The 16,144-nt window shown below is 50.8% G+C and carries 13 protein-coding genes and 1 pseudogene; 11 read left to right on the top strand and 3 right to left on the bottom strand.

Translation table 11 applies throughout. The annotated features are described in order from the left end of the window. The first annotated feature begins 9 nt into the window (after positions 1–9). Together P2T62_RS15590 and P2T62_RS15595 are read left to right on the top strand one after the other, a co-directional pair. Positions 10–780, top strand: coding sequence for a glycosyltransferase (locus tag P2T62_RS15590; protein ID WP_276257993.1), 771 nt, complete (start codon positions 10–12; stop codon positions 778–780). Continuing rightward, the gene (locus P2T62_RS15595) at positions 773–2,341 is read left to right on the top strand and encodes a hypothetical protein (RefSeq protein WP_276257994.1); all 1,569 of its coding nucleotides are present in this window, start codon (positions 773–775) and stop codon (positions 2,339–2,341) included. The genes P2T62_RS15590 and P2T62_RS15595 overlap by 8 nt, the downstream gene beginning before the upstream one ends. On the opposite strand, the gene P2T62_RS15600 is transcribed toward P2T62_RS15595, so the two are convergent. Then, complete coding sequence (locus P2T62_RS15600; RefSeq protein WP_276257995.1) at positions 2,326–3,399, bottom strand: glycosyltransferase; 1,074 nt, start codon at positions 3,397–3,399, stop codon at positions 2,326–2,328. The two genes, P2T62_RS15595 and P2T62_RS15600, sit on opposite strands and share 16 nt — an antisense overlap. A 1,045-nt stretch (positions 3,400–4,444) precedes the next feature. On the opposite strand from P2T62_RS15600, the gene P2T62_RS15605 reads away from it, so the two are divergent. The 5 genes and pseudogenes from P2T62_RS15605 (at position 4,445) to P2T62_RS15625 (ending at position 9,716) form a co-directional block, all read left to right on the top strand. Beyond that, entirely contained in the window at positions 4,445–5,893 is a 1,449-nt protein-coding gene (locus P2T62_RS15605; protein ID WP_276257996.1) for an oligosaccharide flippase family protein, read from the top strand. Between the two features lie 60 nt (positions 5,894–5,953). Beyond that, positions 5,954–6,592 (top strand): annotated as a pseudogene (locus P2T62_RS15610) (IS6 family transposase). Positions 6,593–6,624: 32 nt separating this feature from the next. Further along, positions 6,625–7,625 (top strand): IS630 family transposase gene (locus P2T62_RS15615; RefSeq protein WP_276257997.1). Its coding sequence is split into 2 segments (ribosomal slippage): positions 6,625–7,114 and positions 7,114–7,625, totalling 1,002 coding nucleotides; the frame shifts between segments, so codons are not numbered across the junction. Positions 7,626–7,698: 73 nt separating this feature from the next. Beyond that, positions 7,699–8,883 (top strand): glycosyltransferase, encoded by a 1,185-nt coding sequence (locus P2T62_RS15620; RefSeq protein ID WP_276257998.1) that lies wholly within the window; start codon positions 7,699–7,701, stop codon positions 8,881–8,883. 407 nt (positions 8,884–9,290) lie between these two features. Then, the gene (locus tag P2T62_RS15625; protein ID WP_276257999.1) at positions 9,291–9,716 is read left to right on the top strand and encodes a hypothetical protein; all 426 of its coding nucleotides are present in this window, start codon (positions 9,291–9,293) and stop codon (positions 9,714–9,716) included. Between the two features lie 60 nt (positions 9,717–9,776). Here the strand turns inward: P2T62_RS15625 and P2T62_RS15630 are convergent, their stop codons facing one another. Then, complete coding sequence (locus tag P2T62_RS15630; protein WP_276258000.1) at positions 9,777–9,992, bottom strand: hypothetical protein; 216 nt, start codon at positions 9,990–9,992, stop codon at positions 9,777–9,779. Positions 9,993–10,238: 246 nt separating this feature from the next. On the opposite strand from P2T62_RS15630, the gene P2T62_RS15635 reads away from it, so the two are divergent. The 4 genes from P2T62_RS15635 to P2T62_RS15650 all read left to right on the top strand — a co-directional run bounded on the left by P2T62_RS15635 (position 10,239) and on the right by P2T62_RS15650 (position 13,333). Further along, the gene (locus P2T62_RS15635; protein ID WP_276258001.1) at positions 10,239–11,114 is read left to right on the top strand and encodes a hypothetical protein; all 876 of its coding nucleotides are present in this window, start codon (positions 10,239–10,241) and stop codon (positions 11,112–11,114) included. Then, a complete protein-coding gene (locus tag P2T62_RS15640) occupies positions 11,111–11,848 on the top strand; it encodes a DUF8168 family protein (protein WP_420028378.1) in 738 nt (245 codons plus the stop codon). The genes P2T62_RS15635 and P2T62_RS15640 overlap by 4 nt, the downstream gene beginning before the upstream one ends. After that, positions 11,845–12,744: a hypothetical protein gene (locus P2T62_RS15645; RefSeq protein ID WP_276258003.1), complete on the top strand. Its 900-nt coding sequence runs from the start codon at positions 11,845–11,847 to the stop codon at positions 12,742–12,744. Before P2T62_RS15640 ends, P2T62_RS15645 begins: the two co-directional genes overlap by 4 nt. 97 nt (positions 12,745–12,841) lie before the next feature. Beyond that, on the top strand, positions 12,842–13,333 hold the full coding sequence (locus P2T62_RS15650; protein ID WP_276261631.1) for an NAD-dependent epimerase/dehydratase family protein: 492 nt from the start codon (positions 12,842–12,844) through the stop codon (positions 13,331–13,333). A gap of 88 nt (positions 13,334–13,421) precedes the next feature. Here P2T62_RS15650 and P2T62_RS15655 read toward each other — a convergent pair whose 3' ends face one another. Further along, complete coding sequence (locus P2T62_RS15655) at positions 13,422–14,618, bottom strand: Cdc6/Cdc18 family protein (RefSeq protein WP_276258004.1); 1,197 nt, start codon at positions 14,616–14,618, stop codon at positions 13,422–13,424. Positions 14,619–16,144 lie beyond the last annotated feature (1,526 nt).

Consider the following 16,144-nt stretch of genomic DNA (forward strand, 5'->3'; position numbering starts at 1 on the left):
ATTGCCTCAGTGATTTGCGGCATTGAGTACATTAGCTTGGTCGCAGGAACGCCTTCAGATCGTGAGGAGGACATATCTAGGATTAAAGTTTTAATCGAAAGATTAAATTTCAAATACTTACTCTCTAGTGAATCGTTTTGCAGAACCACCGAAGTAAAAAATATTTTGAGAAGTTACGATGTCGATGCACGGATACTTCACGGAGCAGTGAATAAGGAGGACATCTTAGCTGCAATTGATGGAGATTCGAAGAATGATATTAGAGAGAAGTTAGGTATCCCAACAGAAGATCGAGTGCTTGTTTTTGTTGGCCGGCTAGTTGCGCTCAAGAGAGCTCAAGAAGCTATTAGAGCTTTTGACAGTAGTAACCTAGACCGGCTCATTATCGTAGGAGATGGACCAGATATGGAGAATGTTGAGAAAGAGATTGAACGATTAGGAATTCAACAACAAGTAAGAATTGCGGGATGGTGTGAACATAAGAAAGCTGTACAATATATTGCCGCAGCAGATGGACTCATAATTACATCTGAGACAGAATCTTATCCGACTGTCGCATTTGAAGCGATATCCCTCAATACGACCGTTGTTTCGACCCCGGTGGGTATTTTATCGAATCTGGATTCCGAACTTCTACACACTTGTTCACTCGAAAAGATGGCGTCAAAGCTAGATTCCGAAATAATCAATCGAACAGGTTGTATAAACATAGACTCGTTGGATGAATATAGTATTGAGAGATATACTTCAGAATTGTTGAGGGCTATGAAAAATGCGTAAACTCCTTATCCAGGACCAACCGATACTGGCCAAGATATCTGCAACAATAATTTCTCTTTTCACTGTGTATCTTTCGCTGCGATCTAGAGAAGTGGCAAGTGGATTCGGATTTGAACGCCTAGCAATATTAACACAAAACATTGCTGGCGACCAAAGTGTTATCCACGGATTCCCAACACTTCCTGGTCAGGCAACTCTCTTTGCATCATTGAATTCTATTCTAGGAGTTCCAATATTAGATATATACTATTTACCCATAGTTCAAATGATTGGAATTTCTTCTCTGGTTTACATATTTTATACATTGTCGGGGCGCGATATTGGCATGACAATAGCAGGAACGATTGCTGTCTTTTTCTACGCGTTTGCTCCAGTCCCACATTTTCGGATATATTCAATCGGCGTTAGCATTTATTTGTTTTTCGCAGCCACAGTATGGACAGCCAACATTTATCGTCAGAAGAGATATCTATTTTTAAATTTCTTATTATACATCTCTCTCGCAATAATGTCCCCTCCAATGCAAATGTGGGCTCTTGCATTAGCCTTTGCAATTGTAGTCCCATCATATATTATTAGGTGTGTCAATTTTTTCAATGGGAAAAATCAGCCCAATAATTTGGGCAGAATAGTTAATAAGTTTACTCCCTATCCATTTTTATTACTATTAATATTTCTTTTTCACAACCCGAAGCTATATGAACAATTCCTCACAGTGGTCATTTTCGACATAAATTTGGAACCATTAATAACCGGATCAGAGACTAGTCAAACCTCTCGTTTTGTTGTGAACTCACTATCTTCGAGTTTAGTATATTACTTTCGGATCATTTGGGTACTATCTGTAACTGTCGCAGCTTTAGCAATCCTCCTGTATTTATTACATAAATCATCCTCAGACAATGAGAGACTCTGCACAAAAGCCACATTCCTATTTCCCCTAGCCGGTATATTTACGGTCGATTTTGTCGTGTACGGTCTCCTTGGGTATGGATTTGCAGTTCGTTATATCGTATATGTATTTCCTGCAATTATCCTCGCGGGCTACGCGTTGGGAATCCGTAGAGCAGTTCGTGGCTTGGTATTAGTTTTAGTTCTCCTGTCTATGAGTATTTTTACCGCTCAGCAGATTCAGGATCCACAGCATAAATTACCGGACCAGCGACAGACGGTCGAAGCGTCAGGCTGGACAACAGCTGCAACGTCGGACGGTAGTACAGTTACCACGGATCACTACACATACGGAGTCCTGAAGTATACCTTAGCAGAAGAGACTGGTTCTTCTCGGAGAATTGGCTATGGCTATCAAGAACCTACTCAACTTAGAGAAATCAAATATACTAAAGAGATTTACGCCAGCCTTATTGGGAAGCCAGTGACCCAAGATTTGCCAGATTATATACTTGTAAATAATAATTATAATAACGTCCCGATTAGTCAAGGGCCCCCAGGCTGGAGATTCTTTGAACCTTATGACAAACATCAAAGTGGTATAGCTAGCAATACGAAAACTGATAAGATATATTCCAGTAACGGATTTACCATCTATTCATTCGAATAGTTTAAAAGTTTACGATATACATTAAGTGTCTGATTCGCCGTCTTCTTCCAAGTAAATCGAGTACTTTCATTATATGGAGCGTCATCAAAACGGGTATTCAGCATGGAATATATTTCATCAGCAATATTTTCAGCATCCCTAACGTTATGTATGTATTTACCTCCAGACCTCACAATGTCTGTCATACCATATCCGGCTGTAGTTAGTACAGGGGTATTGCAACTTAGTGATTCTACCAATACGAATGGGAATGCTTCAGATAGAGATGGTAAAAAGAAAAAATCTGCACATGTATACAATACAGAGAGTTCAGAGCGTGGTACGAAGCCAGTCATATGTATCCGGTCATCAACCTTACTGGAGGTGTATTGTGTGAAGTCGGACTTGTCCCATCCGGAGCCTCCAATTACAAGATCATGCGGAATCCCATATTTTAGTACAGCCTTCTCGAAACCCTGTGCAATTCCTCTTGGATTCTTATATTCATTCTTATTACTGAGATGGAATATGTATGGAAGTTTGATATTGTGTTTACTAAGAACATCCCAATCATGATTTTCACTCATTCCCGGAGGAGGAGCATTAGGAGTCACAAATATCTTATTTGGATTTATATCGAAAATATCTGAATGAAGTTCTTTAGATTTTTCGGACACAGTTATTATACCATCATACATCTGTGTCATATACTTGTAGACCGCCATATTCCGGGCTCTCTTGAACCGGCTATAATTATCCGGGTGTATATGAGGCCGAACAGCGAAATGAATTGTTGTCACTAATGTTGAGTCAGGTAGAAAAAATGGTCGATAGAATGGGAGCAACTGATGATGAAGGATGTCGAAGTCGTGGTTCTTCTTTATATACCACTCAGCTAAATTGATTTCATTAGGGTTTTCTATCGTTCGGCCAAGTGCGGACCCAATTGAGCTAATCGCGTTACATATTACCTGATTTTTAGGGATGATAATTTCTTCTGCCAAATTATAGATATCAGAAGAATCTTCTTCAAAGTGTATGAAAACCAATTCGTCGCTCGGCCGCTTCGCCTCAATCATAGCTTTAGCTAAATTTTCGCGATAGATTCCTGGTCCAGAATCAGGCCGATCAACACCACTAGTGAACAATCCGATTCTCACAACAGTCACTAATTACAGTCCAACTATATGATTGCTATTATCAGGGAATGTCGAATTTCGGCAAAAGTGATTGTTGGGTGGATGTTGGTGATGGGCACACAAGGTCCATAGAAGAGTTTGAATTCACTGCTGCCACTACGGTCATCGCTAGCGGGTCTTCAGTGTGGATGTCTAAGTGCTCTTTCCGCTATCCTGTCAATACAGGAATCCTACAGACTCCAATCAAAGAATGGCTCACGACAAGCACGCTTTCCTACCTTCACGTAGCTGTTTCGTCGTAGTTCTCTCCACCAGCAGGAGGTTGATTTAAATATTGAATAGAAATGATATCGCCCCTAATAGTCGAATCCAATCTTCGTTTATGAGATAAGTTCTTGAGCATTCGTCTACAGCTAAGCTCCAAACCATAATACAGCGGAGAGAATTGAAGGGCGAAAAGGATCATTCACGCATCGACACAATCCCTGCGCGCCGCAACGGCCAATGCGGCCCTCGTAGTATCCATCCCCCTAACATCAGCGTCCCCATGCTTAATTAGGAGACTGACAACAGCGACCTGACAGTCTTGCAAGCTCCGGGGCGTGCGAGCTCGTCGTCGTTCAATCGTGACTGGAAGTTCGCTTATATAATCATTTTCCTAGTAGCAAATTATCGTAAATATCTGACCCCATTAACGAGATAGCTGTCTATGCAAAGCGGTTATCATGACGGTATCCGTTTTGGGGTATGATTGGCAAATCATTGATCATCGCCTGGAGTTGCTGAACACGTTCCCTAGACCTTGTTTAGACAATCCTCCACAGTATTCCAACCAGTTTACGAACTCTCTCATAGAAGAGTTCATCCCTTTTCAACCAGTTGCGAACTATAATGTGTAGTTGTGTATTGACCAGAGGGCATCTGGATAAAGATTACGTGTATCTTTCGAAAACCATTTATAATGCCACAATTCTCCGCTCTATCGATGGCTAAGGACTCAACTGTTTTGAAACCAATCCTGGTAACAGCATCGATAGCTATTGGATTAGCTTCGAGCTTTTTTGTTAGATATGTAGGGATCAATCTTTTAACGCCAGATAATTATGGCCAGATAGCAGTTTCTCTTTCTATTTTCAGCGTTGGGTCGATGCTATCCATGATTGGACTCCAAAAGGCCATAACATCAATTGTTGCCCAAAGTGAGATGGGAATTAGCGAGGTTCTTCGAGACTCACTATATATTTCTGTTGTCTCGTCGGCAGTCTTCCTTACTATTTCAGTTCCAGCAATTTATTTTGAGTTCCAGAATCGAGAAACTCTAACAGTGATAATCTTATTTTGTTTCTCTATACCATTTGCAAATATAATCCGAATTATCACATCAATACTTCAAGGTCAAAATAAAACCATAACAGCATCTTTCATCGAAAATATATTATTTCTCAGTGGCGGATATTTGGTTCTAGTTATATTGTTCGTATTTAGGCTTTCAGTCACTGACGCGGCGCTCGCCTGGATGATATATGTTTCTATTGCCAGTGTATTGATTTGTACATTTTATAGTAATCAGAAGCTGGAGGTTAGAGAATACTTACCCAGTTTGGATAATTCGAAAAGGATATTAGCTCTTTCGGTTCCATTAATGATCTCAGACGCTGCGTGGGAACTCATGATAAATAGTGATAACATCATACTGGGCATCTTGCTAGGATCTCGTCTCACCGGTATATATGACGGTATGTTCACGATTACGAGGGTATTGCTTGTATTTATTACCGCAGCAGGGTTCGTTTTTTTACCACGGTATGCAAGTGTATACTCAGATGGAAATGATCCGTCTCCACTCTATGTAAAGTATAGTAGAGGATTATTTATTGTATCTTTGCCAATATTTATAATATTAGTCACAAATTCGATTGAGATAATAGATCTCCTATATCCACAGGCATATAATTATGGAAACGAATCGCTCATCATATTATCCGTCGGAATATTTTCCCACACAGTTTTTGGCCTTAATGGATATGCGCTTATAGCGGAACAGAAGACGAGAGTTATAGCATTAGGAAATATTTTTGGTGCCTTTTTGAATATTACCCTGAATTTACTATTTATCCCTACGTTAGGGATTATCGGTGCAGCATTCGCATCGACAGCAGGATACCTTGCGACCAATATTATATTCTCAGCTTATATATTTAAAAGAGTAGACATAACAGTCTACCTTCGTTCTTTATTTGTTCCAGCAGTTCTTGGATGCATCGCCATCACTACTACTAAAATTATTAAGATTACAGCGAATATTGATGGGTACTTTTCACTCTTCAATAATATTTTAATTTTTGCTATAATATATTCTTTGCTTATTCTAAGATTTGGAATCTCTGAGAGCGAATTGGCCAAATTGTCATATTACGTAAAAAATAGGTTCTAAGGCACGGTCTAGTTAGCGCAGATTGAGGAACGAGCAGGTCGTTGAGTGTCTTGCCTAGAGATGCTCGCAGACCTGCTCGAGAAGGACTACAACGGGGAGTTAGATGAATATTGGGAGCGTGAGCGGACAGCGACGCCCGTCAGGGGGTTCGCCGTCTGGCTGCACGCGACTGGGTGTCCACTCAGAGAAACAGAAGCGATTCTCGCGGCTCTCGGCGTGGAACGTTCGCATCAGGCGATCTTTCAATGGTTCATCGAATGACTGACAGCAGTCCTGACCCGCCGACGGCGCAGCCGTCCCGGGTCGCGGTTGACGAGACTGCTGTCCGAATCAACGGCGACCTGTGTTGGGTAAACGCTGCAATCGACCTCGACACGAAGTTGATCCTCGATGCCCAGATCTTCAAGCGGCACGGCACCGATACAGCGGCTGCGTTCCTCCACAGACTCCGTGAAAACCACGACTGCACGAACACCACGTTTCTGGCGGATTCCTTCGGCTATCGGACTGCCTTCAATCGATTAGGGCTGAGCGGTCAGGTAGACTACACCGACCGAAACCTCATCGAAAAGTGGTTTCACACACTCAAACAGTGCATCGATTTCTCACTACGTGCAATACTACAACGAACAACGACCGCATCAAGCGCTCGACGGACGAACGCCGGCTGAAGAAGTGCTAAACTATAGTAGTCGGTAGAATTTTCTGCTCAGGGACAGTTGGAGTAGGTAGTGGACCATCTCGACGAGATCTCTGTCGAGGAACTGCAAGACGCCCTCGACAACGTGGACGGAAAGAAGCCGACACAACGGCTCCTGGCCGCGATTGCGTACAAGAACGGAGTCACGCAAACCGAGCTAGCGGAGTGGTACGACGTGCCGCGGCGAACGATCTACAGCTGGCTCAAGCGACTCGACACAGACGAGTCGCTTGAGCAGGCTGTGTCTGATGATAAACGAACTGGGAGAAAACGTAAGCTCTCAGGAGAACAACAAGAAGAATTCGAAGAAGCCGTTCACGACCCACCTGAAGCGGTCGGGGTTAACGCGCCGGCGTGGACGCCGGCGCTTGCCCAGGAATTTCTCGAAGACACGTACGACGTGGAGTACTCAATCCCGAGCTGTCGGCGGTTGTTGAAAGAGGCGGGATTGAGCTACCAGAAACCACGCCGTACAGCCGCCGAAGCTGACGCAGACGAACGAGACGAGTTTTACGACGAGTTCAAAAAAAGCGGCGGGAGATGGACGCCACCGTAGTCTGTATCGATCAAACCAAGAAATCCGTCCAGGTCGAGCCGCGTGCCGCGTGGTTTCCGCGCGGCACGCGGCCCTCGGTCGAACTTTCGGGCCAACGCGACTGGACGTGTTTGCTCGGTGCGATCACCGAGGACGGTGATCGCTTCTTCTCCCGATTCGAAGAGTACGTCACCGCCGAGCATGCGAAACATTTCATCTTAGCATTATGTGACGAATTCGAAGATGATTTGCTCATCGTCCTGGATGGAGCGCCGTACTTTCAGACGTCGGCCGTCACGGACCTCGCGGCCCGTGACGACCTCGCTTTCGTGACGCTCCCGTCGTATTCGCCGGAGCTAAATCCGGTCGAAGAATGCTGGAGACAGCTTCAAGCCGCTCTCAGTAACCGCTTTTTCGACTCGCTCGACGAGCTGACGACCGCGATCGATACCGCTCTCGACCAACTTTCCGTTCCAAAAGTGAGTAATTACTTCTAACCACTACTATAGACAGTGCCGGTTCTAATTGATTACCGGAACGTAAATACCGTCTGAGTGTTCCAAGTGAGTCATGAGCCGGATACTATTTTTGTGTACGCGGATCCCATTTCCTCCCGTAGATGGGGCCAAGGTCCGTATGTATAATATGGCAAAGGCTCTCCACGAGATCGGACATCAAGTATATATTGTTTCAATTTGTGACGAGAGCCCCTCAGATAAAGCCATTCAAGCCCTCTCCGAATTGGGTAACTACCATCATATTAGAAAGTCGTCAATAAAGATGTGTCTCTCGGGGATAAAGGGAATATTCTCAAGTAAGCCGCTCCAGACGAGTGTATACCGGTCTACCGAACTATCGAGCTGGATCCAAGATAATAATGGAGATTTTGACATAATATATTGTAATCACCCGGCAACAGCCCCATATGCATATAATTTTGAAGGGGGCAAAGTTATTGACTTTGTGGATGCGATGTCGATTAGTTATGACCAGATGGATAATATCGGCAACTTTATCTGGAAATTCATATATAAAATTGAGTCTAAAAGGCTTCAATCATACGAAGCGGAAATTGCTAGCGATTTTGATTTATCTCTAATAACTTCGGAGCCCGATCGGAATGCCATCGTTAGAAACGTTTCAAATCCGGATGAGGTTAATATCCGGGTGATTCCAAATGGAGTTTCCAAAGATATCACAGACTTATCCACTGATGGAAACCGCCCCTGGGTATCTTTTCTTGGAGATATGTCATACCACCCAAACATAGATGCGGCTCTCTTTTTCGCCTCCGAAGTATTTCCAAAAATCAAACAAGTTAACCCAAACGTCCATTTCAAGATTGTAGGCAAGGATCCAGCCATGGAAATAAAGAAACTTCAGAATCGAGAGTCAATTGATGTTACAGGATTTGTAGATAACCCTTATGAATACATCTCAAAAAGTATGGTGTCTGTTGCCCCTATGAGATATGGTGGTGGTATTCAGAACAAAGTAATTGAATCTATGGGTGTTGGTACTCCAGTTGTTGCTACGTCCAAAGCAATAGATGGCTTGAACGTTACCGTCAATGATGAAGTAATCGTCGCCGATGAGCCAGATTCAATGGCGGAAGAAGTCAATCGACTTCTGTCGAGTCAAGATCAACGAAGTTCAATTTCCAAGTCGGCTAAAGAACGTATTCTAACCACATATACCTGGGAGAGCATACAGGGATTATTAGGTAGAGAAGAAATATTTTCTGAACTCGATTGAATTTGGATTGATATATTTCAAGATATATACTGTGGACCTTTTCCACTAAAATAATGCAACAGAGAGTCATATATTTCCAGGTAACTTCTTTAGAAATTCGAACAGAGAATGTGTGTGCTGGCCTATACCTGGGATTGAACCCGCCATCTCCGCGATGGTCAACTGATACGGGGTGTCTCGGAGGGGTTGTACGAGGTAGTCGGTGACACGGTCTTCTAGGGAAGTGTCAGCGTACGAGGTATCCCCCCAACCGATGTGTCGATGCGTTTCCGGCCAACCACGTGTCCACACCGCAATAATGAAATTAATCACAATCTAATTCATTCACTGAATCTGGATGGATATGGTATAATCCATATCTAACAACTAACCCAAAGAACAATACGCAATGTAAATCAATAACTGATATGGGCTTCGAGAAATTCGATGAAGCAGGCAGTGGCCGCGGCCGCCCGGCAGGCACCGAGCCGATGATCTCCATCCGCAAGTCGGGGAGCATTGGCGTCAACCAGGCCGCCATCGAGGCGTTCTTCGAAGACGACGACGGCGCCGTCATGTACTACGACGAGGACGCCAACCAGGTCGGCATCGAGCCGGTCGCGGACAAGGACGCCGACGAGGCGGCCTACACCGTCAGCAAGTCCGACTCCGGCGGCACCATCGCCCCAAAGGCGTTCCTCGAGCGCTACGACCTCATCCCGGAGGTCACCACGCAGTACGACCCAGAGTGGAACGACGAGGAGTCCCTCGTCGTCCTCGACCTCGACGAGCCGAAGAAGACATACGGCTCTCCCGACGACGAGGACAGCGACGAAGACGAAAGTGAGGAGTGAACCAAACAGCTTCCGCGAGCGCCACCGGAGCAGCGCCCCGCAGAGTATCCCTTCACCCCTTCATTCCTCTTCTTCCCTCGGTTCACAGACGACTTCCCGCAGCTCCGCAAGCAACTCTGGATGGTGTGCTTCAAGCAACTCAACATCAGTCCCAAGCTCCTCAATACGGCTTCTGACTCGAGAAACTGCCTGATACCGCTTCGCTTCGGACACGTCGGCTTCGCCGCTGATTCGCTCTCGGTCGGTTGTCGTCAGTATCGCCCGATATTTGCTCATGAGTCGTTCCCTGCACGCCTGCCACTTCCCAGTTAGCACTCACACCGGCAGTTAGCACCAATACTAACATTAGCACCAGAGCCAACCATTAAGTACCAGCCCGTCACACTAGGTAGTAGGCACAGGACGGCGCAGAAGCGTCGAGGGTGCTGGAACACCCTTCGACTGTGCTGGAGAACCCAGCATGCGAACCAACGGCAGTCAGCGGCAAGAAGTCACCGCCAGGAAACCAGCGGGGGAGTCCGTATGATTTCGGAGTCCTTCGCCGAGAAGACGTACCCGGACGATGTGTACGTCCGACTCCAGACCGAGTTGCTGGTGATCGGAGATAGCCTGATGACCGATCGCCATCACGCGTCGAACGGCAACTACGATGCCGATGACCCGCAGAACCAGATCGGCGGCATCATCCCCTCGTTCAGTCTCTCCGGCTGGCTCCGACATGGAATGGAGAAAGTCGTACAGAAACGGGGCACCACCCCATGCCATCCCGGTGAGTCGAACGCCAATTTCCTGAAAGAGGGCGTCTATTCACGTGATCTTGAATCGGGATACCACGAGAAAGGCGCGTGTCTAGACGACGATGGAAACGGCTGCATCGTTCTGGACCTCTTTGGTGGGTTCAGTAACCGGCCGGGGAAGTTCATGCGCCGACCGATCTCGTTCACCCCCGTCCGATCCAGCGTCGACTACACCCGCGGGCAGGCCGAAGGTCACTATCGCCGCCTGAATCGGAACATCGTCTCCCGAAACCCGGATGACGGGCGCGAACCCCTCCGGAACACCGAGTTGGATGCGGTGGCCAATCTGGATGGGTCGTGGCACCTCTCCTTCCGGGAGCGAAAGCCCGAATTCGTCGGGCTCCTCGCCGAGGCGATCGACTTCCTCGGCGCTCACCAGACCGACATGCTCCACCAGCTCGGTGGAGCCCGGAACTTCGGCGGTGGCATCGTCGACTGCTCGCTGGTGAATCCGCTCTACACCGAGCGTGAACTCAAGCGTGTCTTCGACCGGACGAAACGCCCCACAGAGTCGATGCTAGAGAAGCACGACGAATGGGAGAACGACCTCCGACCCGCATTCGTGGCAGCACTCGAGGAGCGAATCGCGGCGGACTCATGACGGCCACAATGCTGGCGGTGTACCGCCATGACACGCACAAATTCAACGGCCGCACGCACGACAACGCGCTGGAAGAGTTCGCGGGCGTTGAGGTCAATCAACAGGTCCCCTGCGGTGCTGACGGCGATGCAGCAGCACTCTCGCGTCCCCTGGAACAACGGGAGCCAGTCGTTCCGACCCACCGGTCCCCCTATCGACTGTCGCTCCTGACTGGAAATCCGGTTCACGAGACAGGCGAGACCGCTGGACTGAACGTCGCTGCCGAAGTCGAGGACCTCATCACGTTCTCCGAAGCCGATGTAGCCCACGAGCAGTGGCTACAGAGCGATGTCGCGGCGATGTACAACGAAGCGGTTGCCTTTCCGTACACGTCCCTGAAGTATCATACATTGCTCGTTGCGGCGCTGCTACACCACTACCGAGACGGGCAGGGATTCGGCGACCTCCGACTGGTCGTCGACGAAGCAGAGACAATCGTTCCGCATCGAACGGTGTACGCCGGTGAGCAGTTCTCGCTCCGTATCGCTACAGACGACGGTCGTCCATCTGCCCGCTTCGGGAGCCGCCTCTGTCGATCGTGGGCGTCGACGTGGAACCGACTGACCGACCACCCGCTCCGGACAGATGAGAAGAAGTGGGACATGACGCTGGATGCCAACCTCCGGCGCATCCGCGCGTGGAGCACGGCGCTCCAGTACATCGAGGACTTCCAGGGGGGGTGTCCGGACCGATGACGGTACTTCAGCAGGTACTCTGGGAGCTCGAGATGGATTACATCGGACATCCCTACTACGTGTCCGGAAACGCCATCCTCAACGCCCTCGTCCAGAACCTCGACACGGATACAGCCCGATCGCTCAAGGCATCACACGGGATGTTCGTCCCCGGGCAGTTCGGGACGTTCCCCGAAAACCACAGCCAGTCCGGGAGTCAACCGTACCTCGGTGCGGGGCTACCAGCGGTGGAGACGTACGATGACCTGTTCCTCCACCGCGAACCGGACCAGGGGTGGCTGCTTGACTCCCGGGCGAGGGATGCGCTGAACATCCACGGTCTCCGGGTCGACGGTGGCCACCCGACACTGGCTCATCAGACGATAATAGGCCGCCCACCCGAACATCAACGGCAGAAGCTAACCACGCGCTGGTACATTCACGCGTATCTGCACGCCGACAACCCCTCGACACTTCCGGTGTCCGAGGAGTCGCTCGGGATGGTCCAGTTCGGTGCGAAGCGAAACTACGGCTATGGGGAAGCAACCCTGAAAGCGACCCAGACAGTCGATCTCGATGCACTAGACTTCACCAGACTGGATGAGGCTGAGACACACCTGATACGGTTGGTGACACCGTTCGTTACCAGCAGTGGATACCCAGGGGCGAACGATGTCCCGGTCCCCTGGTGGTGGGACGAATCGAGAGACGGCCTCCGTTTCCGAGAGGAGAAAATCGTGGATTCGGGAACGGTCCACCGACTGGAGACTGTCGACCATGGGCAGGTCGTGGAATACGCGGGTGACTGTCCGGTCGAGACAGCACGGAACGGGCTTACACGAGTCGGATCGCATTCTCGATTAGGCTTCGGTGAACTGCGGGTCATTCCACTGACCGAGTCGGAGGCAGGTTCGTGATGGCCTACGGAGTCGTATCGAGCGGCAATCGCTCTGCGACAACCCAGAATAAAGCAATCGTATTCCCAACGAAAACTACGGCATCGACAAGCTGACCATCGACCGTTACACTCTCCATTTTCCGACCACTACACCCGGTGCTACCACGACCTCTATGGCCTCGAGAGGGGTCGCGCTACGCTATTTTAACATCTTCGGCCCCCGCCAGACCGACAGCGCGTACGCGGGCGTCATCCCCATCTTCCTCGAACAGGCCCGGAACGGCGAGCCAATCACCGTCGACGGCGACGGCTCACAGACGCGTGACTTCGTCCACATCGACGACATCGTCCAGGCCAACCTGCGTGCCGCCACCACCGATGCCGTCGGCGAGGCGTTCAACATCGGCACGGGCACCGAAACCTCCGTCCTCGACCTCGCCGAGACGATCCAGCAAGCGACGGACACGGACTCGGAGATCGTCCACACCGAACCACGGCCAGCCGACATCGACCACAGCGTCGCGGACATCTCGAAGGCCCGCGAGCTGCTGGACTACGAGCCCCGAGTGTCACTGCAAGCGGGCATCGAATCGATGGTTCAGGAGTGAGACAGGAGAGAGGGCCTCCAGAAGCCCTCCACGAGGACCGAGAATGCCCCTACTGCATCGGCGGCGATCGACTGCGTTCTAGCCCGACTCACTGCCCGTCGATCGCCTCGACCACGACATCCGCGTCGCGCAGCAGCCGGTGGATCCGGTAACTCCCCTCGCCAGGTCCACCGCCCGTGTACTCGCTCTCCGTGATGCCGAGGAAGGCCTGCTCGTTCAGCAGCCGCTGCACCCGGTCGTACGAGAGTGGGTCCGCGTCGAGGCGCTCGGCCACGCGCTGGTACGCCTCGTACACCTCCGCCGTTCGGAACGCGGTCTGGTCGTTCGACTCCGTCAGCAGCGCAAGTGCGCGGAGGATGTACTTCACGTGCGGCGGCTGCCCGCTGACGAGCTTCTGGAACCGATTGATTTCGGCCTGCCGGAGCGCGTCGTCGACATGAGCCTCGGTGACCGTCGCGGCCCCTTCCTTCTCGGCGAGTCGTCCGGCTTCGTACAGCGTATCGACCGCCTTCCGCGCATCACCGTGTTCACGGGCGGCCAGGGCTGCCGTCTTCGGAATGACGCCGTCCTCCAGCACGCCGTCCTCGAACGCGTCACGCCGGTGGTCGAGGATGTTCCGGAGCTGGTCGGCATCGTACGGGTCGAAGACGAGTTCGTTGTCCTGAAGCGACGAGTCGACGCGCTCGTTGAGCCGGTCGCGGTACGCGATCTTGTTGCTGATGCAGATGACGCCGATGAACGCCTCCGACTTGCCGCTCTCCCGCGCCCGGGAGAGACTCCGCAGGAGGTCTTCTCCGTCGAGCTTGTCGATCTCGTCGAGTATCACGACGAATGATTGGACATCGTTCTGGTCGAGCAGCTCCCAGGTGATGTCGCGGTAGTCCGGGGCGCCGATGCCCTTGCGCGGGATGTTCTCCGTAACTGCGTCCTCGTGGAGATTCGTCTGTAAGCCTCGCGCCATCTCGCGACTCGCCTGGGTCTCGGTCTGGTAATCTGAGCAGTCGACGTAGGCATACTGGAGCGAGTAGCCGTTCTCCGTAGCCGTCCGATGAGCTTCTCGAGTCACACACCTCGCAACGAGTGACTTCCCGGTTCCCGTCTTCCCATAGATGATCGTCGTCTCTGGGGGACCGCCCTCGGTAGCTGGGCCGAGGGCTCCGCCCACCGCTTTGACCTCGTCGTCTCGACCGACGACCCGGTCGAGTTCGGGAACGTGCCCGACCCGCACGAGTTCCCGATCTGCGAAGATGTCGCCAGTCTCGAAGATGCTGTCAGCATCCGGCATTACCGGGTACACCTCGTTCCACAGGCAAAAACCCACCGACCCCATACCGAGTGACCGCGATATATTATGGCTAATATCGCTCTGAAAATACGTTCTATACTCATTTATATAAGATAATCCGCAGCTCACCTACACCCGATACCGAGTCAAGCAGACAGAGTGAGTTCGGGAATTACGCCCCCTTGGAGACACCCGATACCGACTGAGGCCCCCGAGGGACCTCATCCGCCAGGAGCGTCGACCGTCAGTTGGTACGAGGTGTGGGGGACCACCCATGACTTCCAATCCAAGAGGCGCCCGTCCAGTCGGAAGCTCAGTCGGTACGAGGTGTGTCCGTGAGGGTCGGGATAGAGGAACGAGATGCCCGTCCCCAGACGCTGGGGTCACTCGGCACGACGTGTCCCCCGGTTACTGAGAGCGTCCGACTGGGAACGCCGATTGAGTACATTCGATGCTAGAACCACCGGATGCACTACGGGTGCCACAACCAGTTCGCGATGTTCATAGAACTCGTCCACACGGGACGTGTCGTCGACACAGTCCATGAGCGTGGGCACGAAATGGTCGCAGCGTCCGGACCCGAAGTGGGACTGGCTGGACCACCGTAGTATCTTGCGGTCCGTACAGTAACAACCGTGGCTTCGCCGGTTCACACGAACGATGGTGACTGTGATACCTGTGCTTACGGCCAAGCGCGAGTCAACCAAGGCGCAGCACCTCGAACGAGAGCCCTGTCGAACGGGGGAGGGAGCCGAATCAGATCCGGCGATACATAGCGTTTCCATGGCGAATTCACCCAATACGGACGCCTCATGATTCCGTCGTTCGCCTCCCAGACCCCCCACCATTCACGAATCAGCCCGTTCAGCGCTGCTTTCGTCTGATATCGAATATGGATACGGGAGTACCCGACCTCGGAGATACACAGCCGCCGATAGCGAGCGTTTCCATGGCGAAATCCCGCCGGAGAACGGACACCGGCCTCTGAGCCGACCCGAACCGGGGGTGTTCACAATCGCCGCTGTATCCACAACAGAACCTGTGGAGAACGGGTGTGTGCTATCTGCGGGATCGATGACCCCCAGTCGAATATCCAGATGCGAAGAATCGGCGGTAGCGGCTTGCTACGGTCACTCCCGGAATTCAGATTCTCGGGCGGTTCAGAAGCCGGTGGTCGTGAAATGTCTTCGGAGAGACAGTGTATCGGTAGATCGAGTCGTATCTCCCTCCGGAGACCACCCTGAACAGTTCGATTGTCACCGGAATCTGGGATGGCGATTCTACCGATACGTAGCCACTACGCTACGTGTACCGTCATTTGAGTCGGGTCGAGACCCGATTTTCCCCTGTGCCGCGTACGGGTCGATTTCTCCATGGAGAGCGCCGTGTATCGGTATCTTCTATGTAGCTGCAATCAGTGGTGTTCATGATTGCGACCGTAGCGAACGGCAGGCGGCCCTCAAATCGGTACATCGGCACTGAAACGGCGAATTGTCGATCCGTGTGGCCAGTGGGCACCGGTCCAC

Source organism: Haloglomus litoreum, assembly GCF_029338515.1.
Taxonomy (GTDB): Archaea; Halobacteriota; Halobacteria; order Halobacteriales; family Haloarculaceae; genus Haloglomus; species Haloglomus litoreum.

What these genes read in the sequence shown, in the direction of transcription:
- P2T62_RS15645 (WP_276258003.1), top strand. Translation starts at nt 11,845, where the DNA reads ATGACGGTACTTCAGCAGGTACTCTGGGAGCTCGAGATGGATTACATC.
- P2T62_RS15635 (WP_276258001.1), top strand. Translation starts at nt 10,239, where the DNA reads ATGATTTCGGAGTCCTTCGCCGAGAAGACGTACCCGGACGATGTGTAC.
- P2T62_RS15620 (WP_276257998.1), top strand. Translation starts at nt 7,699, where the DNA reads ATGAGCCGGATACTATTTTTGTGTACGCGGATCCCATTTCCTCCCGTA.
- P2T62_RS15605 (WP_276257996.1), top strand. Translation starts at nt 4,445, where the DNA reads ATGGCTAAGGACTCAACTGTTTTGAAACCAATCCTGGTAACAGCATCG.
- P2T62_RS15595 (WP_276257994.1), top strand. Translation starts at nt 773, where the DNA reads ATGCGTAAACTCCTTATCCAGGACCAACCGATACTGGCCAAGATATCT.
- P2T62_RS15625 (WP_276257999.1), top strand. Translation starts at nt 9,291, where the DNA reads ATGGGCTTCGAGAAATTCGATGAAGCAGGCAGTGGCCGCGGCCGCCCG.
- P2T62_RS15600 (WP_276257995.1), bottom strand. Translation starts at nt 3,399, where the DNA reads ATGATTGAGGCGAAGCGGCCGAGCGACGAATTGGTTTTCATACACTTT.
- P2T62_RS15640 (WP_420028378.1), top strand. Translation starts at nt 11,111, where the DNA reads ATGACGGCCACAATGCTGGCGGTGTACCGCCATGACACGCACAAATTC.
- P2T62_RS15655 (WP_276258004.1), bottom strand. Translation starts at nt 14,618, where the DNA reads ATGCCGGATGCTGACAGCATCTTCGAGACTGGCGACATCTTCGCAGAT.
- P2T62_RS15630 (WP_276258000.1), bottom strand. Translation starts at nt 9,992, where the DNA reads ATGAGCAAATATCGGGCGATACTGACGACAACCGACCGAGAGCGAATC.